Source organism: Martinezella lusitana, from assembly GCF_010668395.1.
GTDB lineage: Bacteria > Pseudomonadota > Alphaproteobacteria > Rhizobiales > Rhizobiaceae > Rhizobium > Rhizobium lusitanum_A.
The window spans coordinates 369613-388399 of the sequence record NZ_WUEY01000004.1 but is presented as its reverse complement, the minus strand read 5'-3'; the positions used below and the strand labels follow the sequence as shown (position 1 = coordinate 388399).

General features: G+C 61.1%; 17 protein-coding genes and 1 tRNA gene. 7 read left to right on the top strand and 11 right to left on the bottom strand.

From position 1 onward, the window contains the following. Nucleotides 1-2 precede the first annotated feature (2 nt). The 4 genes from GR212_RS11920 to GR212_RS11905 form a co-directional block, all read right to left on the bottom strand. Nucleotides 3-2420, bottom strand: a complete 2418-nt coding sequence (locus GR212_RS11920; RefSeq protein ID WP_163986769.1) for a circularly permuted type 2 ATP-grasp protein — start codon at nt 2418-2420, stop codon at nt 3-5. A 17-nt stretch (nt 2421-2437) separates the two neighbouring features. Continuing rightward, the gene (locus GR212_RS11915; protein ID WP_163986767.1) at nt 2438-5758 is read right to left on the bottom strand and encodes a DUF2126 domain-containing protein; all 3321 of its coding nucleotides are present in this window, start codon (nt 5756-5758) and stop codon (nt 2438-2440) included. Between the two features lie 182 nt (nt 5759-5940). Further along, nucleotides 5941-7368, bottom strand: coding sequence for a mannose-1-phosphate guanylyltransferase/mannose-6-phosphate isomerase (locus tag GR212_RS11910; RefSeq protein WP_163986765.1), 1428 nt, complete (start codon nt 7366-7368; stop codon nt 5941-5943). 289 nt (nt 7369-7657) lie between these two features. Further along, complete coding sequence (locus tag GR212_RS11905; protein WP_163986763.1) at nt 7658-8755, bottom strand: DUF475 domain-containing protein; 1098 nt, start codon at nt 8753-8755, stop codon at nt 7658-7660. A 419-nt stretch (nt 8756-9174) separates the two neighbouring features. Between GR212_RS11905 and GR212_RS11900 the strand changes: the two genes are divergently transcribed. Further along, nucleotides 9175-9426, top strand: coding sequence for a hypothetical protein (locus GR212_RS11900; RefSeq protein ID WP_163986761.1), 252 nt, complete (start codon nt 9175-9177; stop codon nt 9424-9426). Nucleotides 9427-9456: 30 nt separating this feature from the next. Here GR212_RS11900 and GR212_RS11895 read toward each other — a convergent pair whose 3' ends face one another. Beyond that, entirely contained in the window at nt 9457-9927 is a 471-nt protein-coding gene (locus GR212_RS11895) for a hypothetical protein (protein WP_163986759.1), read from the bottom strand. 177 nt (nt 9928-10104) lie between these two features. After that, nucleotides 10105-10347, bottom strand: a complete 243-nt coding sequence (locus GR212_RS11890) for a hypothetical protein (protein ID WP_163986757.1) — start codon at nt 10345-10347, stop codon at nt 10105-10107. A gap of 212 nt (nt 10348-10559) precedes the next feature. On the opposite strand from GR212_RS11890, the gene GR212_RS11885 reads away from it, so the two are divergent. After that, the gene (locus tag GR212_RS11885; protein ID WP_163986755.1) at nt 10560-10868 is read left to right on the top strand and encodes a hypothetical protein; all 309 of its coding nucleotides are present in this window, start codon (nt 10560-10562) and stop codon (nt 10866-10868) included. Between the two features lie 138 nt (nt 10869-11006). Here the strand turns inward: GR212_RS11885 and GR212_RS11880 are convergent. Both GR212_RS11880 and cpdR1 read right to left on the bottom strand, forming a co-directional pair. Further along, nucleotides 11007-11081: transfer RNA gene (locus GR212_RS11880), tRNA-Val, on the bottom strand. Nucleotides 11082-11164: 83 nt separating this feature from the next. Then, complete coding sequence (cpdR1, locus tag GR212_RS11875; RefSeq protein WP_004117561.1) at nt 11165-11527, bottom strand: response regulator CpdR1; 363 nt, start codon at nt 11525-11527, stop codon at nt 11165-11167. Between the two features lie 272 nt (nt 11528-11799). On the opposite strand from cpdR1, the gene GR212_RS11870 reads away from it, so the two are divergent. From GR212_RS11870 to hisN, 3 genes are all read left to right on the top strand, one after another. Continuing rightward, entirely contained in the window at nt 11800-12699 is a 900-nt protein-coding gene (locus GR212_RS11870; RefSeq protein ID WP_246725740.1) for an N-formylglutamate amidohydrolase, read from the top strand. Nucleotides 12700-12803: 104 nt separating this feature from the next. Continuing rightward, nucleotides 12804-13295: a YcxB family protein gene (locus tag GR212_RS11865; protein ID WP_163986753.1), complete on the top strand. Its 492-nt coding sequence runs from the start codon at nt 12804-12806 to the stop codon at nt 13293-13295. A gap of 296 nt (nt 13296-13591) precedes the next feature. Further along, a complete protein-coding gene (gene hisN, locus GR212_RS11860; protein WP_163986751.1) occupies nt 13592-14365 on the top strand; it encodes a histidinol-phosphatase in 774 nt (257 codons plus the stop codon). Nucleotides 14366-14496: 131 nt separating this feature from the next. Here hisN and GR212_RS11855 read toward each other — a convergent pair whose 3' ends face one another. The 3 genes from GR212_RS11855 to GR212_RS11845 form a co-directional block, all read right to left on the bottom strand. Then, nucleotides 14497-15471 (bottom strand): alpha/beta fold hydrolase, encoded by a 975-nt coding sequence (locus GR212_RS11855; RefSeq protein ID WP_163986945.1) that lies wholly within the window; start codon nt 15469-15471, stop codon nt 14497-14499. 190 nt (nt 15472-15661) lie between these two features. Next, nucleotides 15662-16729 (bottom strand): cyclic nucleotide-gated ion channel, encoded by a 1068-nt coding sequence (locus tag GR212_RS11850; protein WP_163986750.1) that lies wholly within the window; start codon nt 16727-16729, stop codon nt 15662-15664. A gap of 149 nt (nt 16730-16878) precedes the next feature. Then, nucleotides 16879-17358: an Lrp/AsnC family transcriptional regulator gene (locus GR212_RS11845; protein WP_163986748.1), complete on the bottom strand. Its 480-nt coding sequence runs from the start codon at nt 17356-17358 to the stop codon at nt 16879-16881. 132 nt (nt 17359-17490) lie between these two features. Between GR212_RS11845 and GR212_RS11840 the strand changes: the two genes are divergently transcribed. Together GR212_RS11840 and GR212_RS11835 are read left to right on the top strand one after the other, a co-directional pair. Then, on the top strand, nt 17491-17907 hold the full coding sequence (locus tag GR212_RS11840) for a DUF2000 domain-containing protein (RefSeq protein ID WP_163986746.1): 417 nt from the start codon (nt 17491-17493) through the stop codon (nt 17905-17907). Nucleotides 17908-18258: 351 nt separating this feature from the next. Then, nucleotides 18259-18723, top strand: a complete 465-nt coding sequence (locus GR212_RS11835; RefSeq protein WP_163986744.1) for an Hsp20 family protein — start codon at nt 18259-18261, stop codon at nt 18721-18723. Nucleotides 18724-18787: the final 64 nt, after the last annotated feature.

Genomic DNA, 18787 nt, shown 5'->3' with positions numbered 1-18787 from the left:
CGTCATCCGAGATAGGTGCGCGCCAGCAGGTCGGAAAGCCGCTCCAATTCGCGCGCCAACTGCTGATAGACCTCGACGGTCATCGTTTCCGGCGTCATGACGGCCAGCCCCGAATGCAGGCGCATGGCCTCGCGGTAGAAGGGCGACATCTGGCCGTTGACGAAGGCGTTCGGCAGTTGCTCGACCTCGCGGTGGATCTCGTTCATCTGAAAGAGGATCGAGCGCGGGTTGAGGGGGTCGAGCGCGAGGAGGTCCGTCACCGTCAGGCGGGCGGTATTGACGTTGTAGCGGCGGCGATGGGTCATGACGCTGTCGCCGATTTCCAGAAGCATGTCGAGCGCTCCATCAGGCGCATCGGGGCCTGACATGTGGCCGAGCAGCCGCGTCATGTGCAGGCCGCGTTCGATGTAGCGTCCGAGCGACAGGAAACGCCAGCCGGTGAAGCGATACATGTTTTCGTGCACCAGACCGGCAAAGCCTGCAAGCTTGCGCAAAAGGATCGTCATGGCATGGCTGGCGTCGTCGCCACGCTTAACCCTTTCCTTGAAGCGGCGCGCGGTGGTGGCGAGGTCGTTCAGGGCGAGCCAGCCGTCCGGAGAAAAGCGATCGCGGATGTTGCTGGCCGAATAGACGGCGCTGTCGATGTTGCGCAGCAGGTTTTCCGGCACGGCCTGCTTGGTGTCGATGTCGATGGCGGCGAGATAATCCGTGACGTCGGCAAGCAGCGGCTGGCTCGGGTCGGCCGCCTCGGCGAAACGCCCATGCCAGGCGCGCAGGATGCGCAAAGCGCCTTCGGCGCGCTCGATATAGCGGCCAAGCCAGAAGAGGTTGTCGGCCGCGCGGCTCGGCAGGCTGCCCGGCATGTTGCGGGTGAAGGTTTCTTCGGCCGGCAGCAGCGTATGCGCTTCGACGGGCTTGTCGGAAACGATCCAGACATCGGCGGCCGAGCCGCCCGACTGCATGGCAATGGCCGCGACGTCGTCGCCGCTGCCGATGCGTGCAAAGCCGCCGGGCATGATCTGCCAGCCGTTTTCGGTGCGGGCGGCGAAGACGCGCAGGCTCATCGGCCGCGGCGTCAGCTTGCCGTTGACCCAGGCCGGTGTGGTGGAAAGCGTGACGACCTCCTGGCCGACAAGCTTCTGGCCCTCCGTCGTCAGCCAGTCGGCGATCGAATCGCGAGCGGTGCTGCGCAACGTCGAGCCCAGCACGGACTGGCCGCTGTCGTCGAAGAAGGGCATGCAGGAATAGGCCGGGCCGATGACCATCTTCTCGATGTTGGCGGCGACATGCTCGCGCTCGCTCTTCTGGCCGCACCACCAGGTCGCGATCGACGGCAGCTTCAGTTCCTCGCCGCGCAGATGCCGACAGATGGTGGGCATGAAGGCAAGCAGGGCGCGCGTCTCGAGGATGCCGGAGCCGAGCGCATTGACGATGGTCACCGTCTGCGCCCGCAATGCCTCGACCAGGCCCGGCGTGCCGATATGGGATTGCTGGTTGAGTTCCAGCGGATCGGCGTAGGAGGCGTCGAGGCGGCGCCAGAGCACGCTGATCGGCCGCAGGCCCGCGACGGTGCGCACCATCAGTTGATCGTTGACCACGGTGATGTCTTCGCCCTCCAGCAGCATGAAGCCGAGATAGCGGGCGATATAGGCGTGCTCGTAATAGGTCTCATTGGCCGGCCCCGGCGTCAGCACGGCGACGCGTCCTTCGCCGCTGCGCTTGCCGCCGAGCAGTGCATCGCGAAAGGCGCCGAAGAAGGAGGCGAGGCGATGGACCTTGGTTTCGGCATAGATGTCGGAGAAGGCGCGGGTCGTGGCGACGCGGGTTTCCAGTGCGAAGCCGGCGCCTGACGGCGCCTGCGCGCGGTCCGCCAGCACCCACCAGTTACCGTCCGGTCCACGGCCGACTTCGAAAGCCAGGAAATGCAGATAGTGACCGCTTGCGGGCTTGACGCCGACGAGTGGACGCAGGAACTCCGGATTGGCCGCGATCAATGCAGGCGGCAGCAGCCCTTCGCTCACCAGCCGGCTATCGCCGTAGATGTCGGCAATGACCGCTTCGAGCAGATCGGCGCGCTGGCGCAGGCCCTCGGAAAGCGATTGCCATTCGCGCTCGTCGATGAGCACGGGAATATGCGAGATCGGCCAGCCGCGTTCGCTGGCGCCCGTGGTTCCATAGGCTCGATAGAAAACGCCCGCGTCCCGCAGGTAACGGTCGGCGCGCGCGAAGCGCTCCACCAGCTCCGGTTCCGACATGCGCGACAGCGCCGACAACAGGTTTTGCCAGACCGGACGGACGGTCCCGTCATTGTCGACCATTTCGTCGGCGATACCCGGCAAAGGACGATAGGCAAAGGCCGGATCCTTGCCGACCCCGGTCTTTACGCTGTCCCGCCGTTCCGTCGCCGGTTTTCTACCCATGTAAAGTTAGTTCCGTCTCAAATTCCCGCCGGTCGCCTGAGGTCGAGGGTCAGCGGGAATTCCGCCGACGTGGCCTCCGGTCTCAGGGCGTAGCTACCTGCTGTATGCCCCCAAGGTTCGAATCGCGCAAGACGTCGCGCTTCCGCCTCGTTGCCGTTGACCGGGAAAGTGTCGTAGTTCCGGCCGCCGGGATGGGCAACATGGTAGATGCAGCCGCCGATCGAGCGCCGTGACCATCTATCGTAGACGTCCAGGGTCAGCGGCGTATCGATGGGCAGGACGGGATGCAGGCCCGACGCCGGATGCCATGCCTTGTAGCGCACGCCGGCGACGGAAACGCCTGACAAGCCCGTCGGCGTCAGCGGCAAGGGGCGGCCATTGCAGGCAACCGTGTAGCGCGATGGATTGGCCGATTCGATCCGCACCTGCAGCCGCTCCACCGACGAATCGACATAACGCACCGTGCCGCCGACCGCGCCTTCTTCGCCCATCACATGCCATGGTTCGAGTGCCTGGCGCAGTTCCAGCTTGTTGCCCTCGTATTCCACCTCTCCGCAGAAGGGAAAACGGAATTCGAGCTGTGCCTGGAACCACTCCGGCCGCAGATCGAAGCCGTTTTCGCGGAGATCGGCAAGCACGTCGAGGAAGTCCTGCCAGATGTGATGCGGCAGCATGAAGCGATCGTGCAGGGTCGTGCCCCAGCGCACGAACCCGCCATCGATGGGGTTGCGCCAGAAGCGGGCGACGAGCGCGCGCACCAGCAACTGCTGGGCAAGACTCATGCGGGCATTCGGCGGCATTTCGAAGCCGCGGAATTCGACCAGGCCGAGGCGTCCCGTCGGTCCATCCGGCGAGAAAAGCTTGTCGATGCAGATTTCTGAGCGGTGGGTGTTGCCGGTGACGTCGGTCAGAAGGTTACGGAAGAGGCGATCCACCAGCCATGGCAGCGGCGGTTGCCCCCCGCCGGGAGCCGGCACCTGGGCGATGGCGATTTCCAGCTCGTAGAGGCTGTCATGACGGGCTTCGTCGATGCGCGGCGCCTGGCTGGTCGGGCCGACGAACAGGCCGGAAAAGAGGTAGGAGAGAGAAGGATGGCGCTGCCAGTGCAGCACCAGGCTCTTCAGCAGGTCGGGACGGCGCAGGAACGGGCTGTCGTTCGGATTGGCGCCGCCGACGACGACATGGTTGCCGCCACCGGTTCCGGTGTGACGACCGTCGATCAGGAACTTGTCGGTGCCGAGCCGCGTCTGCCGCGCCTCTTCGTAAACCGCTGTCGTGATATCGACGCAGTCCTGCCAGTTCGATGCCGGGTGGATGTTGACCTCGATCACGCCGGGATCCGGCGCGACGCGGATGACGTTGATGCGCTCGTCCTGCGGCGGCGAATAGCCCTCGATATGGACCGGAAGGCCAAGCTCGGCTGCAGCATTCTCGGCCGCCGCCAGTAGTTCGAGATAGTGTTCGATCTGTTCGACCGGGGGCATGAACACGCAGAGCCGGCCATCACGCGGCTCGACGGAGATTGCCGTGCGCACGGCGCCGCCGATTTCGCCGAGCGTCTGTTCGACACGCGATTGCGCGCTTTCATCCGCCTGGAACGAGGCTTCCGGCATGGCGCGGCCAGCCGGCACGATGACGTCGGGCAAAGGCGTGCGCGGAATGGTGGGGTCGGCGGTATGGATATAGGGATAGCGTGACGGCGGCACATAGGGCAGCGTGCCGAGCGGCAGGCGATAGCCGACCGGCGAATCACCCGGCACAAGGAAAATCTTGCCGCGGCGGGTGCGCCACTTTTCGCTGACCCAGCGCGTGCGGCCGGCGCGGGCGTTCCATGCCTGTACGGGCAATATATAGCCGGTCGGTGTCGTCAGGCCGCGCTCGAAAACGCGGGCGATGCGGCTGCGCTCCTCGGGGTCCTTCAGTTTCGAATTGGATGGATCGACGTTTTCGGGAAGGCTGCCTTCCTTGACGATCCATTCGGCCGGATCCTCGTAGGCCGGCTGCACCATGTCGGGCTCGATCGCCAGTTCGCTGGCAATCGCGGCCAGAAGCCTTCCGGCGTCCTCGTCGTTCGCGCCGGTTTTTGCGGTTTCCTCGGCGATCAGAGCCGGGTTTTGCCAGACGGGCCTGCCGTCCTTGCGCCAGTAAAGCGAGAAGGTCCAGCGCGGCAGGCTTTCGCCCGGATACCATTTGCCCTGACCATAATGCAGGAAGCCGCCGGGCGCGAAGCGATCGCGCAGGCGGCGGATCAGCTGATCGGCCCTGTCGCGCTTGGTCGGACCGACGGCGGCCGTGTTCCATTCTTCCGATTGGAAATCGTCGATCGAGATGAAAGTCGGCTCGCCGCCCATGGTCAGGCGCACGTCATTGGCTTGCAGGATGCGATCGACCTCCATGCCGAGCGCGTTCAGCGCCTCCCAGCTTTCGTCGGAGAAGGGCTTGGTGATGCGCGGATGTTCGGCGACGCGGGTGACCGTCATCTTGAAGTCGAATTCGGTCCTGGCTTCGCCGAAATAGCCGCCCGAGATCGGCGCGGCGTTGCGGTAATGCGGCGTGGCGGCGAGTGGAATATGGCTTTCGCCGGTCAGAAGGCCCGAGGTCGGATCAAGGCCGACCCAGCCGGCTCCGGGAAGATAGACCTCGGCCCAGGCATGGAGATCGGTGAAATCGACTTCGGTGCCGGAGGGGCCGTCGAGCGCCTTCAGATCCGGCGTGAGCTGGATGAGATAGCCCGAGACGAAGCGTGCGGCGAGACCGAGATGACGCAGGATCTGGACGAACAGCCAGCTGGTGTCGCGACAAGACCCTTTGGCTCTTTCAAGCGTTTCCTCCGGCGTCTGCACACCGGTTTCCAGGCGGATGACGTAGCCGATCTCCTGCTGCAGCCGTGCATTGATACCGACGATCATGTCGACGGTTGGCTGCTCGGAACGGTCGAGCGTGTCGAGAAAGGCTTTCAGCCGTGGGCCGGTTTCTTCCGGCGTCATGTAAATCGACAGATCCTCGCGGATGGTCTCGGGATAGTCGAAGGGCCATTTGGTGGCTTCCTCTTCGACGAAGAAGTCGAAGGGATTGTAAACCGTCATGTCGGCGACCAGATCGACCTCGATCTTCAGCTCGGTCACCGGATCGGGAAAGACGAAACGGGCGAGATAGTTGCCGTAGGGATCCTGCTGCAGGTTCACGAAATGATTGGAGGGGGTGACCTTCAGCGAGTGGCTCAGCACACGGGTCTTGGAATGCGAGGCGGGTTTCAGGCGGATGATCTGGGGGCCGAGGCGGACCGGATTGTCGTATTTGTAATGGGTGAGATGATAGATGCTCGCCTTGATCGCCATATGTCTCTTCGCCTTGCCCGCATCGTTGTGCGGTGATTGCTGTTCCCATGGGCAGTGTGTGCAATGCAGCGAAAGAAAGCAAGGCGTCTCTCTTTGCTTCGTCATCTCCTGCCATGTAGTCCGGAAACAGAAACGGCGGGTTTTACCCGCCGTTTTTGAAAACTCTATTGCTTTACTTCGGCTCAGCTTCTGCCGAACTCGTCGACGAGACGGATGATATCGTCCTCGCCGAGATAGGAGCCCGTCTGCACCTCGATGAGCTCCAGCAGGATCTTGCCCGGATTGGACAGGCGGTGCACTTCGCCGAGCGGGATATAGATCGACTCGTTTTCGCGCAGCATCTGCACATTCTCGCCAACCGTCACCTCGGCCGTGCCCTTGACGACGATCCAGTGTTCGGAGCGATGATGATGCTTCTGCAGCGACAGTTTCTTGCCGGGCAGCACGAAGATGCGCTTGACCTGGAAGCGCTCGCCGTTCAGCACCGACGTATAGCCGCCCCACGGGCGATAGGATGTCGGATGCGTTTCGGTGAGCTTGGCCGTCGCCTTCTGGCTCGCCAGCAGCTTGACGAGCTTGCCGACTTCCTGGCTTTCGCTTAAGGGGCCGACGTAGACGGCATCCTCGCTGGCGATGACGGCGACATCCTCGAGCCCCTGAACGGCGACGTGGAGACTGTGGCTCATGACGAGCGAATTCTTCGTGTTGACCAGGGTCGCGGAGCCGGCCGAGACGTTGCCGCTTTCATCGCGCTTGCCGACTTTCCAAACCGCATCCCAGCTGCCGAGGTCGGACCAGGTGAAAGGCGAGGGAACGACGGCGGCATTCGCCGTTTTTTCCATCAGGGCATAGTCGATGGAAATGTCCGGGCTCTTTGCGAAATTGTCGGCGTCGAGGCGGGTGAAATCGAGATCGCGCGTCGATTTGGAGACGGCCTTGCTGGCGGCTTTTTCGACGTCCGGCGCAAACTCCTTCATCTCGGAGAGAAGCTGGCTTGCCGAGAACATGAACATGCCCGAGTTCCAATAGAAGCCGCCGCTTGCGACCATCTCTTCGGCCTTTTCGAGCGCGGGCTTCTCGACGAAGCGCTTGACGGCATGGGCGCCGGTCGAGAGCGCCTTGCCGCTTTCGATATAGCCGTAGCCGGTGGCAGGCTCCGTCGGCGTGATACCGAAGGTGACGAGCTTGCCATGGTGCGCCGTATCGCGCGCCAGGCGCACGCAGTCGTAATAGGTCGCGCTGGCGTCGATCTCGTAATCGGAGCCGAGGACGTGCATGATCGCGTCCTTGCCGAAAAGTTCGGAAACGAGTGTCGCGGCGGCGGCAACGGCGGCGGCGGTGTTGCGTGCGACCGGTTCCAACAGCACGGCGGCAAGCTTCAGGCCCAGTTCGCGCGCCTGTTCCGCAACGAGGAAGCGGAATTCCTCGTTGGTCAGGACGATAGGCGCCTCGTAAAGCTCCGGATCGGCCACACGCTCCAGCGTATTCTGAAACAGCGTCCTGTCGCCGATGAACTGAATGAACTGCTTCGGGGCGGAAGCGCGCGATAGCGGCCACAGTCGCGTTCCCTTGCCGCCTGCCATGATCACCGGAACGATCCTTGCCGCCATGTTTTGCCTCCCCTGAGCGTCTCATTCGGGAGCCGTCTCGACGATGCGCAACCATTGCGCTTTCGCTTACGCTCCTTCGACAACTTTCATCGCCATTGCGATATTTTTTCTTAAAGCACCAGCGTCAATGCGTCGAGATCGTAAACATTCGGCGACCTTGGTTTGGAAAGTCCGAAGAAAGTCCGCCGAAGACGTCTTCCCGAATCAAAAACGGAAGCCGTCGTAAGCGGCTTCCGTCTTGCATGCGTCACGGCTCGGCCGCGAATTGCGATGATCGCAACTCGTCTGCCTAGGCTTCCGCCCTGTCGTGCTCGTCGTTTGCCGATGCAGGAGCGAGGTTATTGCGCCTGTTGTAGCGGATCGACGACCAGAGAGAGATGCCGATCAGGGCCGCGCCGCCGAGGCCGGTGATGACTTCCGGAATATGCATGAGCGTCTGCACGTACATGATCATCGACAGGATCAATATGGCGTAGAAGGCACCATGTTCGAGATAGCGGTAGTGGGCGAGCGTGCCCTTTTCCACCAGCATGATCGTCATGGAGCGGACATACATGGCGCCGATGCCGAGGCCGATGGCGATGATGAACAGGTTCTGCGTCAGGGCGAAAGCGCCGATGACGCCATCGAAGGAGAAGCTGGCGTCGAGGATTTCGAGATAGAGAAAGGCGCCGAAGCCGCCCTTTGCCGCAGCGCTCATCGTCTTTTGCGACGCATCCAGAAACCCGGCCAGGACCTCCACCAGCAGGAAGGTCAGCAGACCGTAGATGGAGGCGTGCAGGAACGTCGTCGAATCATCGCCGTCGAGCAGGGAGCTGAAGACGAGAACGAGGATCAGCACGAAGGCGATTTCAACACCCTTGACGGTGGCAAAATGCGCCATGCGCTTCTCGATGAAGCCGATCCAGTGCACATCCTTCTCCTGATTGAAGAAATAGGTCAGGCCGACCATCATCAGGAACGTGCCGCCGAAGGCGGCGATGGGCAGATGTGCCGCCCGCATGATCTGCGCATATTGCTCCGGCTCGGCGGCGGCAAGCTTCAATGCCTCCCAGGGATTGATCCAGGCGGCGACGGCGACGATCATCAGCGGGAAGACGATGCGCATGCCGAAGACGGCGATGATGATGCCCCACGTCAGGAAGCGATGCTGCCAGACTGGGGTCATTTCCTTGAGCTTGTTGGCATTGACGATGGCGTTGTCGAAGGAGAGCGAAATCTCCAGGACGGCCAGGACCGCGCAGATGAAGAAGGCCGTGGCGAGGCCGCCGAAGGTGCCGGTGGTGTTCCAGCCCAGGAGGGCGCCGAGGGCAAGGCCGCCGATGGTGACGGCAAACGCCCAGCCGAAATAGCCGAGCACGGATCTGGAGGCAGGGGCCGGTGTCATGGGCGCACCTCGTTGCAAGAGGAGTGACTATATCCGGGTCGCGCGCATGGCCGCATACCGAAGACGGCATGCGGGTGAGGCATGGTCAGACTGATCATGGAAAAAAATCCGCCGGCTAATCTGCAGGCGGTACCGACATCGCGAGAGCGCCGTGAAAACTCTCGCCAGAGGGGCCCGGCACCAAAGTTCAATCCGTCGCCGATGTCAGAGAGGCGCGGAGATGGCTCATAGTTAGTGAAGTCGCGACGCAGGTCAAGAGTTGAAATGGCGGCCGCGGCGGCTACTCCCGATAATTGAGAATTCCGGGAACCAAACGGAAAAGGCGGCGTTTGCCCTTGAGGCATGTTTGTGCCGCCCGCCAAGCGGATCCTAGAGCGGATCTAGTGTTTCAACGACAACGACCGACAGGAGCAGCTCCCATGAGCCCGAACCCCATTCACCGCAAAGAACAATCGGAAAAGCCGGAACTGACGGAGCGGCAGAAAAAGGCCCGGCCGAACACGCTTCGGCAGGCCCAGGTCCTGCCGCCGCATCAGGTGGACCTGACGCTGCATCCCGTGACGCATGAGGATGTTCACGTCCCGGCCCACGTCAATGGCGCGGACCTTTCGCGCGAAGCGCCGGCCGATGCCAACCACGGCCACAAGCAGAAGAGCGGCCGGCGGCACTAGTCCGGCCGCAAGTCAGGCCAGGGACGCCGCTCACTTGTGTCGGGGCGCCTTGCCGTCGGAGGTGAAGTTGCCGTTGAAGCTCATTTCGGTCGATTTAGCCGAGCATTCAATGGCGATCGGCTTGCCCGCGTAGGGATTGGCGAACGTGCAGGTGCCCTTGGCTTCCACCCGGCCGGCCATCTTGTTGCCGGCACCCGTCGAGATGATATCGATCGGCAGCTGCGCGGTTCCCTTCTGGCTGCCTGGCTTGATGCCCTTGCCGTTGCCCTGGAAGCCGAGCATCTTGCCGCCGGAGGTGAAGATGAAGGTCACCGTGCCGTCAGGGGTCGTCACGCTGGCGATTTCGGCCTTGCACCCCTTGGAGGCATCGAGCTTGCCGACCACGAGTTTGGAACATTTTCCACTGACGACGGTGACGCCTTGCGACGGAAAATTTTCCACAGCGCCGGCCGACGTTGCCGTCAATACGGTTAATCCAAAAGCAATGCCTGCGAATCGCATAAGAGGGGCTCCTTTCAAGCCCCTGCAGATTCGCCGATCCAAATGTGGCAGTCAACCCGAAGCGGGCACGCAGGCCTGAAGCGCATTCCGATCTTTCGAATCAGCTCATCGCGCTTCAGGCCGATGGTTCGCGATATCGCTATCACGGAACCGCTGCACGCTTTTGCGCGAGATCCTTCAGTGTGGCGCGGCTTCCGGGACGAGGGAGCCGATCAGTTGCAGCAGGGCATTCTGGCGGTTGCCGCCGCCGGCGAGGAATTCGTAAAGGGTCATGGTTTTTTCGCTGCCGCCGTCGACGGTATAGTCCGCCTGGCGGATGACGAAGACTTCGCCGCTTTCAGTGTCGCGGGCGAGGTGGAACATGTATTCGTCGCCATTGGGCTTGTGGTTCTTGTAGAACTGCCGCTTCATCACCGTCATCTCGTCCTCCCGTATGATCGATGCGCTGATGTGACAGTAGGATGACGGCGCGGCCGGAAGTCAAGCGGCTTGTGGCGGGAACTTGTGTCGCAGGCTTCGCGCAGCGCGCAATCCCCACGAACATCAGCATGTGATTGGCTATCGCCCAAAAGGCGATTATTCTCGACCTGCGCTCGAATTTTCGGGACGCGGCAAGTTGGAGATCGAAGCACATGAGAATGATGTTAGCGCTGGGGGCGATTTTGAGCCTGGCATGCGTCTCCGCAGGTGAGGCGCCTTCAAACTATCAGACTTACCAGGGCATTCGTGCCGACAGCGATCCGGTGGTGCTGGCAAGATATGACAGGGCTCTCAATTATTGCGAGCCGGAAGCCTATTCCTGGCATCGGGGGTCGCCGGATCCGAACAGCACTTTCTACTGGCTGGCGCTGAGGGATTGCCTCTACCGCCACGGCTTTGTCGATCGTGGCGTCTACGCCTATCCGACGACGGCAGTCTTCCGGCATTTTCTGGATCGCTGACCGCCTGCAATTCGCCTTGGCTCCCGGTGAGCCTTTAGGACAATCCGGTTCAAGGCAAACGTGACGTTCCACAGATCGATATGAAACTGAAAAGGCCTTTCGATTTCTCGAAAGGCCTTGCTTTTCAGCGAATTAGGATGGTGGGCGTGACAGGGATTGAACCTGTGACCCCTACGATGTCAACGTAGTGCTCTCCCGCTGAGCTACACGCCCATCCGATGGCGGCGCATAGATCACAAAACCTTGGTGGCCGTCAATAGGCTTTTTTCGGTTTTGTGACGAGGCCGCCGAAAGCCCTACGCGGCAAGGAGTTTGTTGACCTCGTCAACGAGTTCGCGAAGGTGGAAGGGCTTGGAAAGGACCTTTGCATCCTTCGGCGCCTTCGAATCAGGGTTCAGCGCGACGGCCGCAAAGCCGGTGATGAACATCACCTTGAGGTCCGGATCGAGCTCGGTGGCGCGGCGGGCCAGCTCGATGCCATCCATCTCCGGCATGACGATGTCAGTCAAAAGCAGCGAGAACGGCTCTTCCCGCAGCCGATCGTAAGCGCTTGCTCCATTGTCAAAGGACAAGACCTTGTAGCCGGCTTTTTCGAGTGCTTTCACGAGAAAGCGACGCATGTCGTTGTCGTCTTCGGCAAGAAGTATCTTCTGGGTCATCATCTTTTCGCTAATCAACTTTGTCTTGTTGGACTCGTCCAGCGTTTAGGTTAGCGCCACGCCGTAAACAAGCTGTGAATGGACAGCCAAAACGCGCCATTCCAGCATTTGTTCGAGGCATAGTTACTTTCCACGAAAACGCCTTGCGCTTCCGCTGGCCGGGCATCCGGAGATTTCGATTACGGCGCTTTGGATTAAGGCCATTTCGTTCAAGTTACTATGGACTTGCGGTCATGCAACTGGCAACATGATTACTGCGACAAGTTGTTGGCATGGTAAAGACGTTGATGTCGGCGGAAATGCGTAGTTTCGAGATTTTCGAGGTATTGGAGCCCGCCTCCCAGACGATACCGTTTGTCTACAGCTCGCCTCATAGTGGTCGCGTCTATCCCCCGGATTTCATCGCGCAGTCCCGCCTTCAGGGCATCGCCATCCGGCGCTCGGAAGACCATTACGTCGACGAGCTTTTTTCGGCCGCAAGCTCGCTCGGCGCGCCGTTGCTGCTTGCCAACTTTCCGCGCGCCTACATCGATGTGAACCGCGAGCCCTACGAGCTCGATCCGCGCATGTTCGACGGGGCGTTGCCGCCCTATGCGAACATCAATTCTCTGCGCGTGGCCGGCGGGCTCGGCACCATTCCGCGAATCGTCGCGGAGAACATGGAGATTTACGCGCGCCGCGTGCCGGTGGAGGATGCGTTGAAGCGCATCGACACCATCTACAAGCCCTATCATGCCACGCTTCGGCGGCTGATCGCGCGCACCCATGTCAAGTTCGGTTTCGGCGTGCTGGTCGATTGTCATTCCATGCCGGGCAATATCCGTATCGCGGGCAGCAATGCCCGACCGGATTTCATTCTCGGCGATCGCTACGGCACCAGCGCCTCGGCCGAGCTTTCGCGCGCCGCCATGCAGATCCTCGAGGAACTCGGCTTCAACGCCGTGCGCAACAAGCCCTATGCCGGTGGCTTCATCACCGAGCATTATGGCCGCCCCTCGCGCGGGCTGCATGCCCTGCAGATCGAGGTCAATCGTTCGCTCTATGTCGATGAAACGACGCTCGAAAAACGTCCGGATTTCGACACGGTCGCCGCTGCCATCACGTTGTTCATGAAGCGCATGGCCGAGCATGTGGAATCCTATACGGGCGATCCGGCGCTGGCGGCGGAGTGACCGTGCCGTTCGGCTCGCCAGAGGATGCATCAGCAAGTTAAATCTGCCTATGGATGATGCGGAAATCCAAAGCTTGGCGATAGGCTGAACGCAGTAGATGGGCCATGCATCAGACTATCACCGTCACCTATACAGAAGAAATCGTACGCGATGCCGTGAGGACTTTTGTCTGGCGGCGGCTGATTGCCAATCAGAAGCGTCTCTGGGTCGCGGAAATTGCAATGGTTGCGCTGTTTCTTTGGCAGCTTTGGAGCGGTGATGCCGGATGGCTGACCGGTGTCTTCGGCGGCCTTGTTCTTCTCTATCCCGCTATGATTCTCGTCGCGTGGATTGCGCATTACCGCAATACTGTCGGGAAATTCCACCGAATGCAGACCCGACAGGCGACGTTTGTTTTTTATGACGAGGGGTTTGACGTCGCGTCTGATCTGGGATCGGCGAAAATTCCTTGGTCCACCGTTATCGAGATCTGGGAGCGGCCGACCCACTGGATGATATTTACGGCTATCAACCAGCTCATGACGCTGCCCATCCAGACGGAGAAGGTCGATGTTCTCGATTTTCTGAAAACGAAGGTGCGCTCCACAATGCCGTAGTGAGCGCGGCTTCCCGCGAAAATCGCCGATCCGGCCAAAAAAGAACCGCGCTCGTGGCGCGGCTAAGTCTAGGGAGGAAACACCCAAGGAGGGTATTTACAGTCAAAAGACTGTAGCCGGATACTGCTATCGCATTGCACAAATGTCAAGCATTTTATTGCAGTGCAAAATAATTAGGCAATTCTGAAAATTCTGCCTGATCGGCAGGCATTGCGCCTGTCGCTTCAGCATCCGGTTTGCTTCGCTGCTCATATGCGCTATGACTTCGCTCATCCCGCCACTCACTCGGATTGACCATGCTTCCCGATCGTTCGTTCTTCTATCGTCTGGCCGAGGCGGCCAAGGCCGAAACCCTGCCGCGCTTCCGCGCCGGCGTCGATGTGGTCAACAAGGAAGCCAGGGGCTTCGATCCGGTGACGGAAGGGGATCGCGCTGCCGAAGAGGCGATTCGCGCGCTGATCGAAGCCGAATTTCCCGATCACGGCATTCTGGGAGAGGAGCACGGCAATGTCGGGCTCGATCGCGAGCACGTTTGGGTGATCGACCCGATCGACGGCACGCGCGCCTTCATTTCGGGTGTTCCGGTATGGGGAACCCTGATCGGATTGCAGACGAACGGCCGTGCCGTGATGGGCCTGATCGACCAGCCTTTCACCGGCGAGCGCTATTTCGCCGATGGCAACGGCGCCACCTATTCCGGCCCGGACGGTGAACGGCGGCTGCAGGTGCGCGATTGCGGCAGCCTGTCGAAGGCCATCCTGTTCACCACGTCGCCGCATCTCTTCGTCGGCGAGGAACTTGCCAAATATCGCGAGATCGAAAGCCAGGTCCGGCTCTTCCGCTACGGCACGGACTGCTATGCCTACGCGCTGCTTGCGGCCGGCCACGTCGATCTCGTCATCGAGAATTCGCTGAAGCCCTATGATGTCGGCGGCATCATTCCGGTCGTCGAGCAGGCTGGCGGCATCATGACCACCTGGGATGGCGGCCGGCCGGAAATGGGCGGAACGATCATCGCCGCAGGCAGCCGAGCCGTTTATGAACAGGCTCTGGCCATCCTCTCCCGCTAGAGCCTCCGCTTTTCCCTGATTCGCGAAAACGTTCCGTTCTTTTGCGTTCGCGCAATTCCGGACGGAAAGCCGCTATGCACTGTTCCTGGAATTGCTCCGGGCGCTTCCAGGAATAGCGAGCTGCTTCAGCGTCACGCTTCCGCTTCTATCTCGTAGGCATTGATTTCCGTATCGCTGCCGGGGATGAAGGCGTGGATCGCGGCGAGGGCCTGGTTGCGGTAGATATCGCGCTCCTGCAGGATTTCATGCTTGGCGCCGTGGATCGGCACGAGCTGCGCGGCGCGGAAATAGCGCGACAGGCGCTCTTGATCGGCATAGGGCACGACGCCGTCCCGCGTCGGCGCGATCAGAACGGTCGGGATGGGGATCGAAAACAGATGTTCCGGCCTGTTGACGCGCTCGATCGCCCGCAGGGCTTGCGACAGCCAGCGTGCCGTCGGCGGCCCCAGGCAGAGCTGCGGAAAGGTCGTGCCGATGCCGATATTGCGTCGATAGCGCTGCTCGTCCGTCGTCAACGGATTGTCGGCAAAGGGTTTTTCCTTGAACTTCTTGCTGAATTGCATCCGGCCAAGGCCGATGCCGCTGACGGTGCCGGAGACAAAGCGGATGAGGCCCGGCGAGGCACCATGACCCGTGAGGCCGATAAAGGGTGCCGACAGCACCATGCGGTCGATGCGGGTTGCAAGCCCAGGGGCTGCCGACATGGCGATCAGCGCGCCCGTCGAATGGGCGAGGAGAAAGAAGGGCAGGCGGGTATCGGGCAGGACGATCTTGTCGAGGAATACGGTCAGGTCGCGCTCATAATCCGAAAATCGGCTGATATGGCCGCGCAGGGGATCCTTCAGCAGCCGCTCCGATCCGCCCTGGCCGCGGAGGTCGAAGGTCGCGACCCACAGGCCCTTGGCGGTGAGATCGCGGATCGTCTCGAAATATTTCTCGATGAACTCGTTGCGGCCCTGCAGCAAAACCACGGTGCCTCTCGCGACCGGCTGCTCGCAACGGAAAATGGCGTAGCGCAGCTTGCGCCCGTCGAAGCTCTCGAAGAACCCCTCGGTGCGGTTCTCCGGCACCGGATTGTCTGCCTTGGAATAGAGGATCGAATCCATGGCGATGTCGCGCCTCGCTGACAAATGGCCCACCTCAAGGGGATAGCGCAGGTGGACGGAATTGCAACAGATTTGTTGGCGGTCCCCTTTGGCTGAATCCTTGGTGCCGGCATCCCCCCATCGGCCTCTCCGACGGCAGCGCCGGCGCCTGTGACGCTTTCGACCGCGCCTTGCCACGACGTCGCCAATATCAGGCTTTCGTGGTTGTTCCGCGTCGCTCGAGTGCGGTTTTGCGGATGATCTCGGCGATTTCCGGGCTGCTGCTGGACAGCATCTGGAAATCCGACGAATAGAGCGACAGCAGCGAGACTTCGGTCACGGCGCTGACGGTCGCCGAGCGGGGCTCGCCGCTGATGAGCGCCATCTCGCCGAAGAAGCTGCCGGAGCCGAGCTCCACGGGGTTCGGTGTGGCGACGCTGACACGGCCTTCGACGATGAAGAACATCTGATCGCCCGTATCGCCCTTGCGGCAGATTACTGCGCCGGCCGGTACGACACGAGGTCTCAGCGCCCGCACGATTTCGATGAGTGCGCCCGACCCGAGCTTCTGGAAGAGCGGCACCGCTGCCACCAGCTGCCAATTGCGCACGAAATCCTGCCGGCGGACTTCTTCGTAGAAGCCGGTGGCAAGGATACCCGCCCATAGCGCGAAGATGCCGATTCCGCTCATCATGACCAGCCCGGCAAGGATGCGGCCGGCGAAGCTTTGCGGGATCTCGTCGCCATAGCCTGTCGTGGATAGCGTGACCACCGCCCACCACATCGCGAGGGGGATACTGCCGAATTTGTCAGGCTGGGCATCGCGCTCGATGATGTAGGCCGCGAGCGCCGCACTGAACAGAACGAGGCCGAAGATCGAGGTGACGCCGATCAGGTTGCGCGCTTCCTTGCTCAGGACCCTGCCCAGCAGGCGGAAGAAGGTCGAGCCGCGCAATGGCTTCAAGAGCCAGATGGCGCAATAGAGGCTCTGGTCACGTCCGCGGATGAAAAGGAATGCGGCCACGGGGACCAAAACCGCAAGCACGTCGACGGCGATTTCCAGCGCCCGGCCGCGAACGTCTCTCTTGCGCTGCATGATCAGCGTCTCGATCAGTTGCAGAACATAGGCAGCCCAGACACCAGCAAGCAGGACTTCCAGGATGAGCCTGGTCTGTCCGGATATGTCCGGTGTCGTAAGCGCGGCCACAGTCAACAGACCGATTGCGGCGAGCAGCGCGTTCAGCGATGCGGAAATCTTCGAGAAAGGGAGCGCCGACATTCAATACCCCGACTGGGCTGCCATTTTCGCAGAATAGGATGCCTGCGATCCAAACGTAAAGGGGCGGAGGCATTTGCACGGCAACCAAGTGTCGACTGCACGGCAACCAAGTGTCGACCACTGAAGACGGCATTCCAAGTCCTGCGCCGTCATCGCTGCCCGACGTCAAGCGGAAAGCCCTTGAATGGCTTGATCTCCTTGAGCACGAAGGTTGTCTGCATCTCCTTGATGCGCGGCAGACGGCGAACGACGGCCATGGCGAAATCCGCATAGCTGTCGAGGTCGGCGGCAACGACCTGCAATAGGAAATCCGCGTCCCCGGCGATGCTGTAGCACGCCACGACTTCGCTCAGCTTCAGGACGTCGCGCGAGAACTCCTCGGCTTCGGCTTCGCTGTGGCTGTCGATCTTCACCCTGATGAAGGCGAGGACGCCGAGGCCGATCTGGCGCCTGTCCAGCGTTGCCGTATAGCCCTGGATGACCGCGGTTTCCTCCAGTTGCCGCACGCGCCGCCAGCATGGCGAGGTGGAAAGCCCGACTTCGGACGAAAGCGCCTGATTGGTCAGGCGTCCGTCCTTCTGGAGCGCCTCGAGGATTCTCAGGTCGATAGGTTCGAGTGTGGAAGGCATATGTGACCCCAATGCCAGTATATTAAGGTAGCATCTACCTTCTATCATCGATTTTCAGCAATGAAAGGCAGGAACTTCCCCGATGTTGGAGATATTCTGCGGGCCAGCGTCGACAACAGCAAAAGGTTTCCCATGCTCCCCGACATTCGTCTCGCCATCATCATCAATCCGGATTTGCCGCTGGGGCTGATCGCCAATACTGCCGGCGCCATCGCGATAGGGCTGGGGGCGCGATTTCCAGCACTTGCGGCAAGGCAATTGGTCGACAGGCAACAGCGTGCGATCGACATCAGCTCGAACATGCCGGTGCCGATGCTGCAGGCCGATGCCGATGCCATCCGATCGCTGTTGCTGAAGGCGCTGCCTCAACAGGGAGAGCGGGCGGTCGTTGCCTTTCCGGCCTTCGCACGGTCTCTGCACGACTACAGGGAATATGAGGCCACATTTCCCGGCCGCGATCTTTCCGAGGAAGCCATCGACGGTCTGGGAATAGCGGGTCCATCGAAATGGGTGAAATCGCTGACGGGCTCGCTGAAGCTGCTGCGCTGAGGCCGGAAAGAAAAAAGGCCGGCTCGCGGAATAGAGAAATCCGCTTCGCCGGCCGAGCAAGGACTGAAGAAGAAGGGACGATACACTTCAGTCATCGGATGATGGTGTTCCGATGATTCAGTGATACGCCCGCCAGCCTGAACAGGTTCCGAACCAACCGTTCATCTGCGGTTCACGCAATGCTTTTCCGCAGGATACGCGCAGCTGCACAGGGGTCTTGAACTCCGGAAAAGCGATCCCCATTTCCAGTCTGCAGGTGCCAAACGGGCCTGCGAAACCGTCCCGAGGCCGCCCGGAGTGGGGTCATGGGACAAACCTTGAAATCGCAATTGTCGCTCACAGGAGGACTCCATGCGCCACGTAGACTTCTCTCCCCTTTACCGTTCCACCGTCGGTTTCGACCGTCTGTTCACCATGCTCGACAGCCTTGGCCAGCCGGATCAGGCCCAGACCTATCCGCCCTACAATATCGAGCGTACCGGTGAAAACACCTATCGCATCACCATGGCCGTTGCCGGTTTCGACGAAAAGGAACTGAGCATCGAGGCCCACGCCCATGTGCTTCACGTCAAGGGCGAAAAGAGCGAGGAGCCGGCTGAAACCAGCGAATATCTCTATCGCGGTATCGCCAAGCGCGCCTTCGAGCGCCGTTTCCAGCTCGCCGATCATGTCGAGGTCCAGGCTGCTTCGCTGAAGAATGGTTTGCTGCACATCGATCTGTTGCGCAACATTCCCGAAGCCATGAAGCCGCGCCGCATCTCCATTGAGGCCGAGCCCGTGGAAACCCCGAAGGCCATCGAGGCACACATAAACTAAGACATGCGGCCGACGGCGGTCCCATACCGCCATCGGCATTGATCCTCCCAAGGTCAAACGAGAA